The organism is Cetobacterium sp. 2G large (assembly GCF_014250655.1).
Classification (GTDB): domain Bacteria; phylum Fusobacteriota; class Fusobacteriia; order Fusobacteriales; family Fusobacteriaceae; genus Cetobacterium_A; species Cetobacterium_A somerae.
Genome location: NZ_JACHTH010000003.1, coordinates 31,808 through 51,327, shown reverse-complemented (window position 1 = coordinate 51,327; position 19,520 = coordinate 31,808). Strand labels below are relative to the sequence as shown.

The window sequence follows — 19,520 nt, the reverse complement described above, 5'->3', positions numbered from 1 at the left end:
ATGAATAAGATATTATGTGTAGGACACTCTGCTTGTGATATAACTTACGTTTTACACGAGTATCCTATAGAAAATAGAAAATATAAAGCTGATGAAACAAAAATAATGGGAGGTGGGCCCACTGGTAATGCGGCCTACCTTTTAGGAAAATTTGGTGAGTTTCCATCTTATATAACAACTTTAGGAAAAGATCTATATGGAGATTTAATTGTTAAAGAGTTAAAGTCTGTTCAAGTGGAGCTTAAAAACTCACTAATTAAAGATGGCTATACAACACCTTGCAGTATGATTATAACTAATACTTCAAATGGAAGTAGAACAATATTAAATCATAGAAATAAAAACTTAATACCAAGTGATTATAAAATAGAGTACTCTTCACAACCTGAGATAGTACTATTTGATGGGCATGAGATTGAGTTAGCAAGAATGACATTAGATACTTTTCCAAAGGCTCTAACTGTTTTAGATGCAGGAAGTTATAAAGAGGAAACTGTTGAGTTAGCTCAGAAAGTTGACTATCTAATATGTTCTGAGGATTTTGCAAGGGATTACACAAAAGTAGAGAGATTAACTGAGGAAAACTATAAAGAGGTTTTTTCTAAATTAGAAGATTTAAATGGAAAAACTGTAGTTATAACTTTAGGAGAAAAAGGGTGTATATATAGAAAAAATGGAGAGTTATATAACTTCCCTGCCTTTAAAACAAAAGCTATTGATACAACAGGAGCTGGAGATATATTCCATGGTGCCTTTGTCTATAGTTTAGGAAAAGGGTATGACTTTACAGAGGCAATTAAGTTTTCATCAGTATGTGCATCACTATCTGTGGAGAAAATAGGTGGAAGAGAATCAATACCTGAATTAAAAGACGTATACGAGAGGATGGAAAAATGGCAAAGTACAGATTTCAAGATTTAGGATTAGTTAATACAAAAGAGATGTTTAGAAAGGCCAATGAAAAAGGGTATTCAATACCAGCTTTTAACTTCGCTAACTTAGAGCAATTAAAGGCGATACTGAATGCTTGTCATGAGGCTAATTCAGATGTTATTTTACAGATTTCAGAATCAGCAAGAAACTATATAGGTAAAGAAACTCTACCTCTTATGGTAAAGGGTGCTATTTTAGATTTAAGAGCTAAAGGTAGCAACATTGGAGTAGCTTTAAATTTAGATCATGGTAAGGACTATGATTTAATTAAGGATTGTTTAGATTATGGTTTTTCATCTGTTATGATAGATGCTTCTCACGAGGAGTTTTATAAGAATATTGAAAAGACTAGAGAGGTAGTTGATTTAGCGAAGGAGTACGACGCTTCAGTTGAGGGAGAGTTAGGAGTTCTATCTGGAATAGAGGATGAGATATCTTCTGATGAGAATAAGTTTACTAATCCTAAAGAGGTAGTTGAGTTTGTTCAAAAGACTGGTGTAGATTCACTAGCTATTGCCATTGGAACTGCTCATGGAGCACACAAATTTAAACCTGGGGAAGATCCAAAGTTAAGATTGGATATTCTTGAAAATATAAGAGAGGTTTTAGGAGAGTTCCCAATTGTTTTACATGGGTCATCTTCAGTTCCTGGAGAGTATATTGAAAAGTTTAGAGATAATGGTGGAATGATAAAAGATGCCATTGGAATCCCTGATTTAGAGTTAAAAAAGGCATCTAAATCTATAGTTACAAAGATAAATGTGGATACTGATGGAAGATTGGTATTTACAAGTACACTTTTAGAATACATGAAAAACAATCCTAAAGAGATGGACTTGAAAAAGTATTTAGGTGTACCTAAGAAGGCTATGGAAAGCTATTATTCTGAAAAGATAACGAGAGTATTTAAATAGAGAGATGTTGTAATTTTATAAAAAAAATTTGCTTTAAATTTTTTTGTGTGATATTATGTGTCTAATAAAAAATACAAAGGTAGAGGTTGCAGAGGACAAGAGTAAGTTGATGGAGCTAGACAAAGCTTTGAAGTCAGTTGAAAGGGGAATTTGCCGAAATAAAAATTCGTCAAAATTTTTATTGGGGATATAGAGAACATCTATATAACTGTCATTAGGTATCTAATGTTGTGCTATCCAAAGTTGTAAAACAATTTTCTTATATATCATATAGTGAAATTTTACAAAACTACCATAACTTTTTTGTGGTAGTTTTTTTTTATTAAAAAATGAAAAAAGGGGAAAATAATATGAGTTATTTAAGTAGGGTAAATGATGTTTTTAGTTTTTTAAATCCAATAACGGATGTTCTGTGGGAGTTTCCAAGAAACTTGGAGTTTTACAAAAATATCCCAATAATAGGTGAGTTTTCACTGGCTATTTTACTACTAATAGGGTGTGGACTATATTTCACACTGAAACTAAATTTTGTACAGATCAGATATTTTAAAAGAAGTGTGGATATTTTAAAGAGAAAAAATGAAACTAAAATTGGAATATCTCCAATGGCCTCTTTTCTACTAAGTAGTGCCACGAGAATTGGACCAGGAAACATAATGGGAGTAACAGGTGCTGTTTTAGCAGGAGGGCCTGGAGCACTATTTTGGATGTGGGTTAGTGCATTCTTTGGAATGGCAACATGTTTTGTAGAAGCTACTCTTTCTCAAATTTTTAAAGAAAAAAATGGAGATGATTATGTTGGAGGAATAGCTTACTATGGTAGAAGATTACTAAATAACAGTAAAGTTGTTGGTTTTATAATAGCTGTAGCATATATTTTTTATGCACTATTTACACTACCATCTCAAGTATTTCATATGTTTACAGCATTTGGATCAGTTGCTAGTCAAGTTACAGGAAGTGTTTATGCTAGAACAGATACTTTATATATTGTAATAGGTTTATTGATTATCTTAGTTACAACAATAATTATTTTTGGTGGAATTAGAAGAGTGGCACTAGCTACAGACTTTATAGTTCCAATAATGGCAGTGACATATTTTGTAATAGCACTGTTTTTAATAGGAATAAACTTAGACAAAGTTCCATACTTTTTTACAGCTGTATTTAGGGGAGCTTTTAGTCCTGAAGCTATCTTTGGAGGAGCTATGGGAATTGCACTGCAACAGGGTATAAAAAGAGGACTAATGTCTAATGAAGCTGGACAGGGAACTGTTACTATGGCAGCGGCGGCAGCAGATGCAAAGCACCCAGTTGAGCAAGGGTTTATTCAATCTTTTGGAGTTTTTGTAGATACCTTTGTAATTTGTACAATCTCTGGATTCTTAGTTATAATTGCTAATGTTTGGAATTTAGATGGGTTTGACTTTATGGCTTTAAGAAGTGATAAATTAGGTTACTTTATAACATCATTAAAGGTACTATCTCCAACAATGTTAGAGAAACCTATTCAGTTCTTAGTTGCTCTATGCTATGGAATGTTTGCTTTTTCAACTATCTTAGGAATGATAGCCTTTATAGAGGTTTCAGCAACAGAGATATCAAGAAACAAGGTTTTCCTAAATATTATGAAACTAATATCTTCACTAGTTTTCATACCTTTTGGAGTAGCATGTGTTTGGTCTGGAGCAGAGTTAGATAATATTTGGATAATAAGTGATTTAACAAATATCATGATGGTGTATATAAACGTACCTTTAATTATAATAGGGTTTAAATATAGTCAAATGGCCTTAAAGGACTATGAGGAAAAAGGGGGATTATTATGAAATTTTTAGGAACTATGAAAGATGTTAATGGAGTTTTAGAGATTGGTGGAGTTTTGGTAATGAAGCTACAGGAGGAGTATGGAACACCTCTTTACATATATGATTTAGAGCTTATGGAGAAAAAAATTACAGCTTTAAAAGAGGGATTTCATAGTGAGAAATTTAAAACAACGATTGTTTATGCTTCAAAAGCTTATCTGTCAAAAGGGATGGTTCAAGTAGTTGATAAAATGGGGTTAGATATAGACGCCGTTTCAGCAGGGGAACTACATACAATTTTATCTACAAAAATTAATCCTAAAAAGATTCATATGCATGGAAATAATAAATCATTAGAAGAGTTAGAGATGTGTGTAGGAAGTGAGATTGGAAGTATAATTTTAGATAATAGATTTGAGGCTAAAAGAGTTGCTGATGTTTGTAAAAGATTAGGTAAAAAAATAGATGTAATGTTAAGATTAAACATAGGAATAGATGCTCACACTCATGAGTATATAAAAACAGCAAAGCACACTTCTAAATTTGGAGAATCTATTTTTGATAAGGATATAGTGGAGATTGTAAGGGATATAGTAGCTCAAGATGAGCTAAATTTCTTAGGGTTTCACTGTCACATAGGGTCACAGATTTTTGATGAGTTAGCATTTTGTGAAGGTATAGAAACTATGGTTAAATTCACAAAGGAGATTTCAGAAAAATTAAATATAAAAATACCTGAGATAAACCTTGGTGGAGGGTTTGGAGTTAGATATACAGAAGAGGATACAGATGTAGATCTAAAAAAATTAATGAAAAAAATTGTGAAATCTTTAGAGGTGACTTTAGAGGTTGAAAACTTTAGTATTGAAAAGGTGTCAATAGAACCAGGGCGTTCGATAGTGGCTCAAGCTGGAAGTACTCTTTATACAGTGGGTGGGAAGAAGAAAACCTTTGGTGGAGAGAAGTATGTCTTTATAGATGGTGGAATGACAGATAATATAAGACCAGCTCTATATAATGCTAAGTACGAAAGTGTTGTAGCTAATAGATTAGATGAGGAGAAAAAGGAAGTTATCTCTTTAGCTGGAAAGTGCTGTGAGTCAGGAGATGTAATTATAAAAGATACAAAGTTAGGAAAGTGTGACGAGGGGGATTTAGTTCTTGTTAGTTGTACAGGTGCCTATGGGCACTCAATGAGTAGTAACTACAATAAAGCTTTAAAACCAGCTGTAGTTTTTGTAAAAAATGGACGTAGTTATTTGGTTTCTAAAAGAGAAACTTATGAGGATTTAGTGAGAAACGATTTAATGTTAGAGGAGATTTAAAGATTTAGTAAAGAAAAAGTCAAGTTTTTAACGTTAAAAACTTGACTTTAAATCAATAACATATAATTAATTCATCATTATCTTAATATATCTAGTAAATCATAAGCTCTATAAATTTTATTTCTTTTCTTATCATCAGCATATAAAAATTTACCTTGTACTAACTTATTAATATTTTTATTAATGGTATTATAGCTTGCATCTATTTTTCCGTCAAATTCTTTTGAAGTAAAAACTATTTTCTCAAACATAATATTAACATAGTTAATGTGAATGTTATTGTCAGATGCAAAGTTGATTGCTTTTGAATAATATTCATCAACAGCTTTCAATTTACCTAAATATTTATCAGCTTGTTTTATTGCAGAATCTAAAAAGAAATCAATCCAATCCAACCAATTTGGATTATCTGCTCTTAAATTATTCAATAAAGTATAGTATTTAAATTTGTTTTTTTCCAACTCCTCACTTATAAAAAATGATGGTTTTGAGATAACTTTAGTTTCTAATAGATAAAGCATAATAAGTACTCTTCCTAACCTTCCGTTTCCATCTAAGTAAGGGTGTATTGTTTCAAACTGAGCATGTATAATTGCAGCTTTCAGCAAAGCATCTAGTGTATTGCAATCCTCAGAGTTTATATAGTGCTCTAAATTTCCAATTAGTTTATCTATATTTTGTGGTTCTGGTGGTATATAAGTTGCATCTTCTATTTTACCATTTGGACCTATAAAATTTTGAATTTTTCTATATTCACCAGGACTTCTATTTGAACCCTTAGATTTTTTTAAAAGAACTTCATGAAGTTTATGAAACATTCTTGTACTTATAGGAATACTTTTTAAAAGGTCCTGCCCAATCTCAAGAGCTTCTATATAATTTTGCACCTCTTGCAAATCTTCCGATTTTGCTCCTGTTACTTTTGACTCAATAACGTCAGTAAAAGTAGCTTGAGTTCCCTCAATTTTAGTTGACTGAACAGATTCATTAAGAGAAAATAGATTCAAAGCAATCTCTCCAACAGGGCTTTTTTCTAATAAAATATCGAACTCTTTAATTTTCAACCTTGCATCAATTAATTTTTGCATTGTTTTTAATTTTATATCGTTTTCTAGAGATAATGGTAACATTTGAGGATTAAATGGTTTTTTCATCAAGTTCATCTCCTTTTTATTTAAATAATATCATTTTATTTAAATAAAGTAAATAAAAAAAGATTGATAACTCAGAAAAATCTACATAATTGAAATAATTTAAATTATTTTTAATTTGCCTAGTTTTTTTCATATGGTATAATTAAGAAAAACAATGTATTAAGTGGGGAAAATATGAAAAAAAATAGTGAGAAAGTTTTTATCTATTTAAAAGATAAAATAACAAATGGTGAATGGAAAGAGGATGAAAGAATAACTCCTGAAATAGCCTTAGCAAATGAGTTAGAAGTTAGTAGAAACTCAGTGAGAGAAGCTATTGAAAAGATGGTTGGTCTTGGGATTTTAGAGAAGATGAAAGGGAAAGGGACTTTTGTAAAAAAAAGAGATTGTGGACTTAGTTTTAACGAATTTTTAAGGGATAGCATAATATTAAAAAGTGACTATTTGGAGATATTAGAGTTTAGAAAAGGATTTGAAATTAGAAACGTAGAGCTTTTTATAGAAAATGCTGCTGTTGAAGATTTTAGTGAGCTACAAGAATGCTATGAAAACATGTTGAAAACTAAAGAGGATGGAGAGAGATTTTCATACTATGATGCAATGTTTCATAATACAATAGCCAAGGGAACTAAGAACTCTATAATAATAAAAATAAGTGAGATACTTTCAAATCTTATGATTCAACATCAAAAAAGTTTAAATGATATTTTAGGATATCAAAAAGGTGTGGATGAACATAAACTGATATTAGATGCTATAAAAGCTAAAGATAAAGAGTTAGCAGTACTGTATTGTAAAAGACATGTTGAGAGAACTGTAAAAGATGTACAACAAGTTGTATAGACAAAAATTAATTTAAAGCCTGTAAAAGGGCTTTTTTTTTATTTTTAAAACATTTTATTTGACAAAATTAAAAAAACAGAGTATATTTATCCTAAACATGTAGAACAAGTTAAGGAAGGGTATAATTTATGTTGAAAAGTCAAGAAATAAGAACGAAAGCACCAGAAATGGATCCATTAAGAATTGGAATGGGTTGGAAAAAAGAGGATTTATCAAAACCACAAATTATAATACAAAGTACTTATGGGGATAGTCATCCAGGAAGTGCTCATTTAAGTACACTGGTATTTAAAGGGCAAGAAGCTATAAACAGTAATGGTGGAAAAGCTGCAAAGTTTTTTGCTACAGATATATGTGATGGACAAGCTCAAGGACATGATGGAATGAACTATTCTCTTGCTTCAAGAGAGTTTATTGCCAATATGATTGAGATACAGATGGGAGCAACACCATATGATGCAGCTGTATTTTTCTCAAGTTGTGACAAGGGAGTTCCTGCGCACTTACAAGCTTTAGCAAGAATGGATATTCCATCAATTGTTATGCCAGGCGGAATCATGGCAGCAGGACCAGGGATGTTAACTCTTGAGCAGTTAGGAACTTATAGTGCAAAGTTTGAAAGAAAAGAGATATCACAAGATGAGTTTGATTTCGCTAAGCACAACGCTTGTCCATCATGTGGGGCATGTTCTTTCATGGGAACAGCATCAACTATGCAAGTAATGGCAGAGGCACTAGGATTAACACTTCCAGGAATGGCACTACTGCCAGCTACATCACCTGATCTTATAAAAGGTGCTGAGTTAACAGGAAAAAGAGCGGTAGAGTTAGCATATGAAGGAATACTACCATCACAAATTTTAACACCAGCAGCTTTTAAAAATGCAATAATGGTTCATGCTGCAATAGCAGGATCAACAAACTCAATGTTACATATTCCTACTATAGCAAATGAGTTAGGAATTGAACTAGATGCTGAGTTATTTGATGACATACATAGAAAAATACCATATCTTTTAAATATAAGACCAAGTGGATTTTATCCAGGAGAGTACTTTTATTATGCAGGAGGGGTACCTGCAATAATGGAGGAGATTAAAGAGCATTTAGATTTAACTGTTTTAACTGTAACAGGAAAAACTTTAGGTGAAAACTTAGAGGAGTTAAAAAGAAATGGTTACTATGAAAAATGCAATGAGGAGCTTGTAAAAAGAGAGCTTAAAAAAGAAGATATTATAAAACCATACTCATCACCTATTCAAAAGGAGGGTGCAGTAGCTGTATTAAAAGGAAATTTAGCACCTGAGGGAGCTGTAATTAAGCACTCGGCATTACCAAAAGAGATGAAAAAGGTAACTTTAAAAGCTCGTCCATTTGATAGTGAAGAGGCAGCAATAAGTGCAGTTTTAAAGGGTGAAATAAATCCAGGAGACGCAGTTATTATAAGATACGAGGGACCAAAGGGAACAGGAATGCCAGAGATGTTCTACACAACAGAGGCAATAGCATCTGATCCAAGAATATCTTCAACAACAGCTCTTATAACTGATGGAAGATTCTCAGGAGCAACTCGTGGACCAGCAATTGGACACGTTTCACCAGAGGCATCAGAAGGTGGACCAATAGCACTATTAGAAGAAAACGATCTGATTTTAATAGATATAGAGAAAAGAAAGTTAGAGATTGTTGGAGTAGATGGTCAAAACTTATCTGAAAACGAGATAGAAAAAATACTTTGTGAGAGAAAGGCTAAGTGGGAAAAGCCAGCACCAAAGTACACAAAGGGAGTTTTAGGAGTATATACAAAGTTAGCTGTTTCACCAATGAAAGGTGGATATATAAAAGTATAATAAAAAACATGGAGGGTAAATATGGAGGCTGTAAAAAAACAGGATTCTATGAAGATGTCAAAAGGAAGAGATTTAAGTGATTATGTAGGACTAGGGGTAGTTTTACTAGGAATAGCTTATCTAATTAAAAATTATATGACTTATTCAAGTTATTTTAATGTAGATAATGTGGCTATGCCAATTGAATCACTGACATTAGTTGCAGTAACAGGGGTTATAATTTTACTTACATTGGTTTTAGTTTTTAAAATTCAAGCTTTTATAGCACTTATGATAGGTAGTGCTTTAATGGGAATTGGAACAGGAATGCCTTTTGAAAAGATTATATCGAGTATTCAAAATGGTATGGGAGGAACACTTGGATTTGTTGCTACAGTAGTTGGACTTGGAGCAGTTTATGGTGAGATGTTAGAAGCTTCTGGTGGAGCTCAAGCACTATCAAAAACTCTTCTTAAAAAGTTTGGAAAAGAGAATGCTTCATGGGCACTTATGGCCACAGGATTTTTAGTAGCTATTCCAGTATTCTTTGATGTAGGGTTTATCATACTGATACCTTTAGTTTATACACTGGCAAAAGAGTGTAAAAAATCAGTTTTACATTTTGGAATACCACTACTTGCAGGACTTGCTGTAACTCATACGTTTATTCCACCAACACCTGGGCCAGTTGCAGTTGCAAGTATTTTAGGAGCAGATTTAGGATGGGTAATACTTTTAGGAGCAGTAGTAGGATTACCAACAGCTATTTTAGCAGGACCAGTATTTGGAACATTTATTGGTAAAAGAATCTATATAGATGCAAACCAGTTTATTCAAGACTCAGTGGATGAAGAGGAGAGAGAGTTACCATCATTTGGAAAGGTTTTATCAGTTCTAGCAGTTCCAATGGTACTTATACTAATTAATACAGTTTCTACAACTCTTGTAAAAAGTGGAATTATAAATAACGGACCAGTATCTGATTCATTAGCATTTATTGGAAATCCATTTATAGCTTTAACAATTTCAGTACTAATAGCTTTCTACTTCTTAGGATCTAAAGAGGGATTCTCAAAGGATATGATACTTAATCTAAGTAATAAGGCTTTTGGACCAATAGGATTAATTATACTAGTGACTGGAGCTGGAGGAGTTTTCAAACAGATACTTGTAGATTCAGGAATTGGAAGACTTTTAGCTGAGCAGATGGCAAACTCAAGTATGCCAGTGTTAGTATTAGCATTTTTAATAGCTTGTGTTGTTAGAGTGACTCAAGGATCAGCAACAGTAGCTATGATAACAGCAGCTGGAATTGCAGCGCCAGTAATGGAACTTGTGGATATATCAGCACCAGGAAGAGCATTAGTTGTAATATCTATAGCTTCTGGAGCAACGATACTATCACATGTTAATGATAGTGGATTCTGGTTAGTAGGAAAGTATTTTGGACTTGATGTAAAACAAACTTTTGCATCTTGGACTGTAATGGAAACTATAATAGCTCTTTGTGGATTTGGATTCTCATTAATTTTAAGTTTCTTTTTATAAAATTTATACGAGGTTAGATATTAATTTATCTACCCTCTTTTTTTATAAATTTTTGAAAGAAAGATTTTATGGTATAATATGAAATAAAAGAAAAAATTGGAGGGTACAATTGGATTTTTTAAAGAGATTAGAAAATGAAGTTGGATACACAATTTACAGTCGTGGGAAAGACTATTACAATAGAGGGAAAGCTGGGAACTTCAAACTTTATGGTGTAGAGGAGGAGTATTACGGAGAGGGTGTTCGTAATCTTGAAGGTTCAGTAAAGGGAAGTAACTACCTAAACTATAAAACTGAGGTTATTTTTAGTAAAGATGAGGTTTTAGATTTTAACTGTAGTTGTATGTATTTTAGAGAGAATATAAAACCTTGTAAACATATAGTAGCTGTTGCTATGGCGGCGTATAATTTAGTGCTAAAAAAAGAAAGTATAGAAAGAGTTAAAGCAGATATTCATCTAGATTTTTTAAAAAATCCAATAGGTGAGAAAAAGAATCTAATATTTTTAAAAATCATTCCTAAAATTGAAAATATAAGAGGATATATAGATTTTAAACTAGATATAGAGATTGTAACAAAAGATAAAAACTATAAGTTAACTAATAAGTTATCGAAGTTTTTAAAAGCTTATGGTCTTACATCTTTTGATTTTGGAAAATCTTATCAATATAACCCTGCAACAGACTACTTTCAAGGGTGGGAGAAAAAGTTTTTAGATTTTCTAAAGGAGTATGAGGGGATACTTGAAAAAAGTTATTATGGTGAACTTAATATTTCAACTATTTTAAGCAATAAATTTAGTTTTGATAGACTTTTAGATATTTTAGTTGAGGGAGATCAAGTAGTTCTAAAAAATGGAAGTTTGAAAGAGATTTTAGAGATAGATGTTAAAAACTCAGGTAGTGATATTGAACTAGCCTTTAAAAATATATCTAATTTTATTCAAAGAGGAGAGAGAACTCTTCTTCATTTAGATAATGGAACTCCAATATTTTACAGAGTTTCAAGTGAGGATATAGAGATTTATAAAAAGATTCGTCAAAAAACTAGTAGAAGTGAAACTATGGTAATTAGTGAAAGTAATCTTCCTGTAGTTATAAACTCTATTCAGAAAATGGCAAAGTTAGAGCTATCAGAAGATATAAAGAAAAAGGTTTATACTCCTAATAAGATCGAGGATAAAATATATATAGATTCATATAATACCTATGGATTAAAGGTTTACACTAAGAGATTCTATGATGGAATATATGAGGGTGACTTAGATGGAACAATAATTTTAAGCAACCAGTTAGAGGGATACTCGTTATATAAAGATGTTTTAAAAGATTATCAAAATAACTTTGAAAATGGAGCTTATCACATTACAAATGTTGAAAGTATATATAGATTTGTAGTAGAGGGAATACCAGAGTTAGAGAGATACTATGAGATGTATTACTCTGAGGAGTTTAAAAATAAAAGTTATACTACAGCTAGTTACCATGTAGAAACAAAGGTAACTGATATTTTAGATATAAGTTTTAATATAGATGGAATAGATAAAGACGAGGTAGTTAGATTTTTAACTGCAGTTCGTGAAAAGAAAAAATACTATCTTTTAAAAAATGGTGGAATTATAGATATAGGAGATACCTCTGAATTAGATGGACTAAATGACCTTTTAGATATTTCAGAGGCTAGTAAAAAAGAGATAGAGGCAGGAGTTATATCAAGAGCTAAGAACTACAGTTATTTCTTAAGTTCCACTTTAAAGAGAATAAAAAATCTGGTTTTAGATGAAAACTTTAAAGAGATGGAAAATAACCTGAAATCTATTACCAGTAAAGATGAAGAAGCCTCTATTAAAAAGAGGTTTCCTATGTTAAGAGATTATCAACTATATGGAGTTCAGTGGTTAAATACTCTTAAAAAACTGGGGCTTGGTGGAATTTTAGCTGATGATATGGGACTTGGAAAAACACTGCAAACTATAGCGTATTTAAGTATGGAAAAAAGAGAGCTACCAAGTATAGTTATAGCTCCAAAATCACTAGTTTATAACTGGAAAAGTGAGTTTGAAAGATTCGCTCCTAGTGTAATAGTTAAAATGTGTGTAGGTGTAAAATGGGAGAGAGAAGAGGCTATTAAAAGTCTAAAAAGTGGTGAAGTTTTAATAACTACTTACGGAGTATTAAAAAATGATTTAGATCTATATGGAATGATGCCATTTGAAAAGGGATTTGCCAATATAATTATAGATGAAGCACAGAATATAAAAAACATTTTAGGAAAAACTTCTAATGCTATAAAAGAGGTAAAGGGTGAAACTAAAATAGCTCTTACAGGAACTCCTATTGAAAACAACATACTTGAACTTTGGAGTATATTTGACTTTGCTTTTCCAGGGTATCTTGGAAAACACACAACATTTAAAAAGAGATACTTAGATAATCTAAAAAGTTTAAAAAGTGTTGTGGGACCATTTATATTAAGACGTACAAAGAGTGAAGTACTACAAGAACTTCCAGATAAAATTGAGCAGGATGTTGTTGTTGAATTAGGTGAGAAACAAAGAAAGTTATACTTAGGATATTTGGAAAAGTATAAAAGAGAGGTTGAAGCTGTTGGTAGTGACGCTATAAAGATACTCTCTTGTTTAACAAGGCTTCGTCAACTGTGTAATCATCCAAAGCTATTTATTGAGGACTATAAAGGGGAGAGTGCAAAGTTAGATGCTCTTTTAGAACTTCTTCAAGAGGCTAAAAGTGGAGGGCATAGAGTGCTACTTTTCTCTCAATTTACAGAGATGCTAGGGATAATAAAAAATCACTTAAAAGATGAATTTAATATTTTATATTTAGATGGAAAAACTAAGGTAGAGGAAAGGTTAAATTTAGTTGAAAGATTCAATAGTGGAGAGGGGGATATATTTGTAATATCTCTTAAAGCTGGAGGAAGTGGACTGAATTTAACAGGTGCAGACACAGTTATACACTTTGATCCTTGGTGGAATCCATCTGTAGAGAATCAAGCTACAGATAGAGCTCATAGAATGGGACAAAAAAATGTGGTAAATGTATTTAGGCTTATAACTAAGGGAACTATTGAGGAAAAGATAAACCTTATAAAAGATGAGAAGTCTAAAGTTATTAGTGAAGTTTTAGATGGAGAGAAGCGTGAGCTTTTAAAAATGAATAGAGATGAGTTATTAAAGCTATTTTAATGGCACAAAAAAAGCTAGGTATTTTATACCTAGCTTAAATCATTTAAAGAGGATGGATCAAGGCTATCCTTGTATTTTTTAGCAAGGAAAAGTCCAAATAGTAAACTAGCTAAAACATCACTTAGCCAATGATATGATAGGTAAACTCTAGAAATAGCAACTAGTATTGGAATAACTGACCAGAATATTTTCATATGAATATTTTTATTCATCATTGCTAAGTAGAAGAATCCGCAAGAAGCTACCATAGTATGTCCTGATGGGAAAGACATATAATCTCCGTTATAAGGAACTCTTTTTTGTAGAACATCTGTTATAAAGTAAAATCCAAAGTTATTCCACTCTTCATAGGGACGGCTTCTTACAAAAACAGCCTTTAAAATAGTGGAGATTAAAGACCCAAACATCATTATTACAACAGCACTTAAAATTAAAGTTTGAAGTTTTGTGTTCTTCTTATATCTAAAGTATAAAAATGCAGGAAGAGCTACTAAAGCTAAGTAGTTTGGTTCACCTAAATGAGTTATTCCTTTAAAAATATCTGTTAGAGTTTCATTTAATATAGGGTAGTTAGCTAGTAATCCTTGTGGATAATGATTTGATACAATAAAAGCGATTTTTTTATCTAAGAAGTTTATTACAAAAAGTAGAAATATAACAAAAACTATAAAAAGTATGTACTGCATCCTTTCAATCCTTAAGTTTAACTTGATAAGATCTCTTCTTTTTAATAAAATGTAGATGATTAAACAGATTAAAAATATTGTACCTATATCTATCATTATAACCTCCTAAAAAATTTGATTTTACATGCCTTTGATACTAACTAGAATACAAGAAAAATGGGGTATTTCCTTTGTTATTTTATAGAGAATATAACTAAAAAAACTTTAAATAGTATGACTAGTATACATTTGTACAAAATGCTGATATAATATATAAAAACAGTGATAGGAGAGAAAAGGATGAGATTACAAGGGGTAAGTAAAAATTCTAAAGAAAATACAAGACAGTATATATATAGAGTTTTGAGAGAGAATATTATGAGTCTAAATTTAAAACCAGGGGAATCAATAGGGGAGATAGAGTTAAGTAAGATACTAAATGTAAGTAGAACACCTCTGAGAGAGGCTATTGTACAATTAGTAGAGGAGAAGTTACTTCAAGTTTTTCCTCAAAAAGGGTCTTTTGTTTCTAAGATAGATTATGATTTAGTAGAGGAAGCTATCTTTGTTAGAGAAACTTGTGAAGAGAGAATATTAAAAATGGCAATGTGTGATAAAAATGTAAATGATTTAGTGATGAAGTTAGAAAAAAATATAGAGTATCAAAAGATAATTTTAAATTTTGATGGGGATCTACATGAGTTTTTCACTTTAGATAATGAGTTTCACTATATACTGTTTGAGCACTACAATAAAAAGAATAGTTGGAAAGCTATTAAAAGATTATCGACTCACTATGATAGACTTAGACTTTTAGATGCTTTAGAGAAGACTAATATTGAAGCTACACTAAATCAACATATAAAAATTGTAGAGTTAATAAAGAATAAAGATGATAAAAATGTAGATACATTAATTGAAAAACATCTTTTAAATTATAAAGATGTAATTAAAAAATATGAGGCAAAATATCCAGAGTATTTTTGCAGTAAGTAAAAAAAATATTAAGATGTAGCACTTGAAGTATAGTTCAAAACACTATATTTCAAGTGCTTTTTGTTTAAAATAGAACACTAAACTCTTGAAATAGAACAAAAAAATATATTGACAAATTCCAAAAGATTGGTTATCATACTTGCATACAACTAATACAAAAAGATTTGAAGGAGTTTCTAAATGAGAAAATTTATGGATTCAGATTTTTTATTAAAAAATGATGTAAGTAAAAAACTATATGAATATGCAGAAAAAATGCCTATATTCGATTACCACTGTCACCTTAATCCAAAGGAGATAGCCCAGAATAAAAGCTATGAAAATATAACACAGATTTGGCTTTATGGAGACCACTATAAGTGGAGAGCTATGAGATCAAATGGTGTAGATGAAAAGTATATTACAGGAGATGCAACTGACTATGAGAAGTTCTTAGCTTTTGCAGAAACTATGGAATACGCTTATGGAAACCCACTTTTCCACTGGTCTCACTTAGAGCTTAAGAGATTCTTTGGAATAGAAGAGGTATTAAATAGAAAGACTGCTGAGAGCATCTGGAATAAAGCTAATGAGCTACTAAAAACAAGTGAGTTTACAGCTAAAAGACTTATTGAGAGATCAAATGTAAAAGCACTTTGTACAACAGATGATCCTGCTGATACATTAGAGTTTCATCAAGAGATTTTAAAGGATGAGAACTTCAAAGTAAAAGTTCTTCCAACTTTTAGACCTGATAAGGCTATCTACTTAGAAAAAGATGATTACTTAATCTGGTTAGAAAAGTTAGAAACTGTTTCAAATGAAAAGATAAACTCTTTCAAAAAACTAGTAGAGGTTTTAGAGAAAAGAGTGGAGTTCTTCGTAAAAAATGGTTGTGTTGTAACTGACCACAGTTTAGAGGCACCTTTTTATAGAAGAGACACTGAGAATAGAATAGAGACAATCTTCGCTAAGAGATTAGCAGGAGAGACTTTAACAAAAGAGGAAGCAGATATTTATAAAACTGAGATCTTCTTAGCTCTTGGAAAGATTTATTACAAAAATGATTTAGGAATGCAACTACACATGGGTGCTCTTAGAAATAACAACGAAAGAATGTTTAAAAAACTAGGTGCAGATGTTGGTTTTGATTCAATAGCAGATAATAACTATGGAGAGGTTTTATCAAAATTATTAAACAGTTTAGATGTAGATGGAAAACTTCCAAAAACAATACTTTACTGTTTAAATCCAAAGGACAATGAAGTTCTTGGAACTATGATTGGTAACTTCCAAAATAGTGATACTCCAGGAAAGATTCAGTTTGGATCTGGATGGTGGTTTAACGATCAAAAGGATGGAATGATTCGTCAAATGACAGCTCTATCTCAACTGGGACTTTTAAGAAGATTTGTAGGAATGCTTACAGACTCTAGAAGTTTCCTATCTTACACAAGACACGAGTACTTCAGAAGAATACTTTGTAACTTAGTGGGAACTTGGGTAGAGGATGGAGAGGTTCCATATGATGAGGAGATTTTAAAAGCAATGATTGAAGAGATCTGTTTCATCAATGCAAAGAACTACTTTAAGTTAGAAATTTAATTAATATAGATATTTTAAGGAGGAGAAAGTGAAATTATCATTTAGATGGTATGGAGAATCTGATCCAGTAAAACTGGAATATATAAAGCAGATTCCAACAATGGATAGTATTGTAACAGCTATATATGATGTTCCTGTTGGAGAAGTTTGGCCAATGGATAAAATATTAGCTTTAAAGGAGACAGTTGAAAAAGCTGGATTAAAATTTGATGTTATAGAGAGTGTACCAGTACATGAAGATATAAAGTTAGGTATTGGAAAAAGAGATGAGTATATAGCAAACTACAAGCAGAACATAAAAAACTTAGGAGCTGCTGGAGTTAAAGTTATATGTTATAATTTCATGCCTGTATTTGACTGGACTAGATCACAGTTAGATAAAGAGTTAGAGGATGGTTCAACAGCACTTGTTTATTATAAAGACCAAGTTGATGCATTAGATCCATTAAATAGTAATCTATCACTACCAGGATGGGATTCAAGTTACACAAAAGAGCAGTTAGCAGAGCTATTTGCAGGATATAAAAGTATAGGACAAGAGGGACTTTGGGCTAATTTAGAGTATTTCTTAAAAGAGATTATTCCAGTAGCTGAAGAGGCTGATGTAAAAATGGCTATTCACCCGGACGATCCACCTTGGCCAATCTTTGGACTTCCAAGAATCATAACATGTGAGGAAAATGTTGATAGATTCTTAAGTCTAGTTGATAGCAAGTACAATGGATTAACTCTTTGTACAGGATCATTAGGATGTGCTAACTTCAACAATATGGAGAGATTAGTAGATAAGTACAGTGCAATGGGAAGAATCCACTTTATGCACGTAAGAAACGTAAAACTTCTTGAGGATGGAGTAAGCTTTGAAGAGTCAGCTCACTACTCAGGGTGTGGATCATTAGATATAGTTAAGATTATGGCAGCACTTCATAAGAATAACTTTGATGGATATTTAAGACCAGATCACGGAAGAATGATTTGGGGAGAAACAGGAAAACCAGGATACGGATTATATGATAGAGCTTTAGGAGCAAGTTATATAACAGGAATTTGGGAGACTCTTTCTAAGTTAAAGTAACAGTTATTAACAAAAGGAGATTTGAGATGAAATTAAACTTAAAGGATATAAAAAACATAGATGGTTCATTAGGGATAATAGTACCAAAATATGATATTGAGGCAGTAAAAGAAGAAACTTTAAAAACGCCAAAGTGGTTACACTTTGGTGCTGGAAATATCTTTAGAGCATACATGGGGAAAGTACAACAAGTTTTAATTGAAAAAAATCTAGAGAATACAGGGATTATTGTAGCTGAGAGCTTTGATACTGAGATTATAGACAAAGCTTATACACCATTTGATAACTTAACTATCTTAACGACGTTAAATAAAAATGGAGATTTCCAAAATGAGATTATTGGTAGTATCGTTGAGTCGATAAAAGCTACTGATGAGAACTTCAATACTTTAGAGGAGATTGTAAAAAAAGATTCACTTCAGATGATCAGTTTTACAATAACTGAAAAAGGATATAACTTAAAGGATCCTTCAGGAAACTATTTTGGAGTTATATTAGAGGATTTCAAAAACGGATTTACTTCTCCAAAGCATGTAATGGCTTTAATTACAAAACTACTTTACTCAAGATTTAAAACTAATGGAACACCAATAAGTTTAGTAAGTATGGATAACTGTTCTGGAAACGGGGATAAAATAAAGGCAGCTGTTTTAGAGATAGCTACAGCTTGGAACACTAATGGATATGTTGAAGATGAGTTCTTAGCATATTTAAAAGATGAGTCTAAAGTATCTTACCCTGTTACTATGATAGATAAAATCACTCCAAGACCAGCTGAAGAGGTACAAATCTCTTTAGAGAAGTTAGGATTTGAGGATATGGCACCAGTTATCACAAATAGAAATAGCTTCGTAGCTCCTTTTGTTAATGCTGAAATACCAGAGTACTTTATAGTTGAGGATAAATTCCCTAACGGAAGACCAAACTTAGAGGCAGCTGGAGTATTTTTAACAGATAGAGAAACTGTTGAGAAAACAGAGAAAATGAAAGTAACTACATGTTTAAATCCATTACATACAACACTTGCAATATTTGGATGTATCTTAAATAAGAAATCAATTTATGATGCAGCAAGTGATGAAGATTTAAATAGATTAATAAAAGAGGTTGGTTATAATGAGGCTTTAAAAGTTGTTGAAAGTCCAAAGATAATCAATCCAAAGGCCTTTATAGATGAGGTTATAGATGAGAGATTTTTAAATCCATATATTCCAGATCAACCAGAAAGAATAGCTACAGATACATCTCAAAAGATAGCTATCAGATTTGGAGAGACTATTAAGTCATACATGGCTGATGAGAATTTAGATGTTAAATCATTAAAATATATTCCACTAGTGTTAGCTGGGTGGTTTAGATACCTTTTAGGAGTGGATGATAAGGGATTAGAGAGATCAATTAGTAATGACCCAATGTTAGAGATGCTTAAAGAACAGCTAGTAGGGATTGAGTTTGGAAAACCTGAGAGCTATAAAGGGCAACTAAAAACTGTGCTTACAAATGATAGAATCTTTGGAGTTAACTTAGAGGAAGTTGGTCTTTCAGAATTAATAGAAAATTATTTTGTAGAAATGTTATCTGGGGAGGATGCAGTTAGAAATACTTTACACAAGTATTTAGAAACAAAATAAAAAATTGAAA

The 19,520-nt window shown here is 31.6% G+C and carries 14 protein-coding genes and 1 riboswitch; of the genes, 12 read left to right on the top strand and 2 right to left on the bottom strand.

Annotation, left to right across the window (positions count from 1 at the left end):
• From H5J23_RS01525 to lysA, 4 genes are all read left to right on the top strand, one after another.
• Positions 1-921, top strand: coding sequence for a carbohydrate kinase family protein (locus tag H5J23_RS01525; RefSeq protein ID WP_185890627.1), 921 nt, complete (start codon positions 1-3; stop codon positions 919-921).
• Positions 894-1,847, top strand: coding sequence for a ketose-bisphosphate aldolase (locus H5J23_RS01520; protein ID WP_185890625.1), 954 nt, complete (start codon positions 894-896; stop codon positions 1,845-1,847). The genes H5J23_RS01525 and H5J23_RS01520 overlap by 28 nt, the downstream gene beginning before the upstream one ends.
• A gap of 72 nt (positions 1,848-1,919) precedes the next feature.
• A riboswitch (Lysine riboswitch) is annotated at positions 1,920-2,091 on the top strand.
• A 106-nt stretch (positions 2,092-2,197) separates the two neighbouring features.
• Positions 2,198-3,676, top strand: coding sequence for a sodium:alanine symporter family protein (locus tag H5J23_RS01515; protein ID WP_185890623.1), 1,479 nt, complete (start codon positions 2,198-2,200; stop codon positions 3,674-3,676).
• Positions 3,673-4,980, top strand: coding sequence for a diaminopimelate decarboxylase (lysA, locus tag H5J23_RS01510; protein ID WP_185890621.1), 1,308 nt, complete (start codon positions 3,673-3,675; stop codon positions 4,978-4,980). The genes H5J23_RS01515 and lysA overlap by 4 nt, the downstream gene beginning before the upstream one ends.
• Positions 4,981-5,057: 77 nt before the next feature.
• Here lysA and H5J23_RS01505 read toward each other — a convergent pair whose 3' ends face one another.
• A complete protein-coding gene (locus H5J23_RS01505) occupies positions 5,058-6,134 on the bottom strand; it encodes a Fic family protein (RefSeq protein ID WP_185890619.1) in 1,077 nt (358 codons plus the stop codon).
• 174 nt (positions 6,135-6,308) lie between these two features.
• Here H5J23_RS01505 and H5J23_RS01500 point away from each other — a divergent pair, with 174 nt between their 5' ends.
• From H5J23_RS01500 to H5J23_RS01485, 4 genes are all read left to right on the top strand, one after another.
• Positions 6,309-6,977, top strand: coding sequence for a FadR/GntR family transcriptional regulator (locus H5J23_RS01500; RefSeq protein WP_185890617.1), 669 nt, complete (start codon positions 6,309-6,311; stop codon positions 6,975-6,977).
• A gap of 128 nt (positions 6,978-7,105) precedes the next feature.
• Positions 7,106-8,827: a dihydroxy-acid dehydratase gene (gene ilvD, locus H5J23_RS01495; protein ID WP_185890615.1), complete on the top strand. Its 1,722-nt coding sequence runs from the start codon at positions 7,106-7,108 to the stop codon at positions 8,825-8,827.
• A 21-nt stretch (positions 8,828-8,848) separates the two neighbouring features.
• On the top strand, positions 8,849-10,354 hold the full coding sequence (locus tag H5J23_RS01490; protein ID WP_221892775.1) for a GntP family permease: 1,506 nt from the start codon (positions 8,849-8,851) through the stop codon (positions 10,352-10,354).
• Between the two features lie 109 nt (positions 10,355-10,463).
• Positions 10,464-13,559: a DEAD/DEAH box helicase gene (locus H5J23_RS01485; RefSeq protein WP_185890613.1), complete on the top strand. Its 3,096-nt coding sequence runs from the start codon at positions 10,464-10,466 to the stop codon at positions 13,557-13,559.
• Positions 13,560-13,588: 29 nt separating this feature from the next.
• On the opposite strand, the gene H5J23_RS01480 is transcribed toward H5J23_RS01485, so the two are convergent.
• Positions 13,589-14,341 (bottom strand): phosphatase PAP2 family protein, encoded by a 753-nt coding sequence (locus tag H5J23_RS01480; protein ID WP_185890612.1) that lies wholly within the window; start codon positions 14,339-14,341, stop codon positions 13,589-13,591.
• A 183-nt stretch (positions 14,342-14,524) separates the two neighbouring features.
• Here H5J23_RS01480 and H5J23_RS01475 point away from each other — a divergent pair, with 183 nt between their 5' ends.
• From H5J23_RS01475 to H5J23_RS01460, 4 genes are all read left to right on the top strand, one after another.
• Entirely contained in the window at positions 14,525-15,220 is a 696-nt protein-coding gene (locus tag H5J23_RS01475; RefSeq protein WP_023050471.1) for a GntR family transcriptional regulator, read from the top strand.
• A gap of 180 nt (positions 15,221-15,400) precedes the next feature.
• Complete coding sequence (gene uxaC, locus H5J23_RS01470; RefSeq protein ID WP_185890611.1) at positions 15,401-16,804, top strand: glucuronate isomerase; 1,404 nt, start codon at positions 15,401-15,403, stop codon at positions 16,802-16,804.
• A gap of 28 nt (positions 16,805-16,832) precedes the next feature.
• Complete coding sequence (uxuA, locus tag H5J23_RS01465) at positions 16,833-17,879, top strand: mannonate dehydratase (protein ID WP_185890610.1); 1,047 nt, start codon at positions 16,833-16,835, stop codon at positions 17,877-17,879.
• A gap of 26 nt (positions 17,880-17,905) precedes the next feature.
• The gene (locus tag H5J23_RS01460; RefSeq protein ID WP_185890608.1) at positions 17,906-19,510 is read left to right on the top strand and encodes a mannitol dehydrogenase family protein; all 1,605 of its coding nucleotides are present in this window, start codon (positions 17,906-17,908) and stop codon (positions 19,508-19,510) included.
• Positions 19,511-19,520: the final 10 nt, after the last annotated feature.